At 69.5% G+C, this 400-nt stretch carries 1 protein-coding gene; it reads right to left on the reverse strand.

The genetic code is table 11. The features are described 5' to 3' along the window. On the reverse strand, positions 1 to 377 hold a 377-nt coding region (locus tag AB4Z42_RS28450; RefSeq protein WP_442012590.1), incomplete at its 3' end, for an alpha/beta fold hydrolase. Positions 378 to 400: the final 23 nt, after the last annotated feature.

The following is a 400-nucleotide window of genomic DNA, read 5'->3' on the forward strand; positions in this document are numbered from 1 at the left end:
ACCAGATCCACCGCGTGCGTGCCGGGCAATTCGGCAAAGCCCGCCACCACCGCGTCGATCAGGGACTGCAGCGCCCCGTCCGCCGGATCGCCCGATTCGCCGTAACCCGGCAGGTCCGGCGCCCAGACCGTATGSCGSGCCGCSAGCGCCTCGATATTGCKSACCCARTGCAGCCAGCTGCCGTGGCCGCCRTGCACCAGCAGCACGGCCGGGCCACTGCCGAAACGCCGCCAGACGATGCGGCAGCCGCCCGCGTCCGTGATAAAGGTCGTGGCCTGCTGCATCAGCCACTCGACCTCCGCCGCCGCGTTTGCTGCGCTTGCCGCGTTTGCCACGCCTGCCTCATTTACCGTCACGCGCTCCGCGGATGCCGTCATCATCGCTCCCTTCCCTGTCATGC

Source organism: Mycobacterium sp. 2YAF39, from assembly GCF_052114565.1.
Classification (GTDB): Bacteria; Actinomycetota; Actinomycetes; order Mycobacteriales; family Mycobacteriaceae; genus Mycobacterium.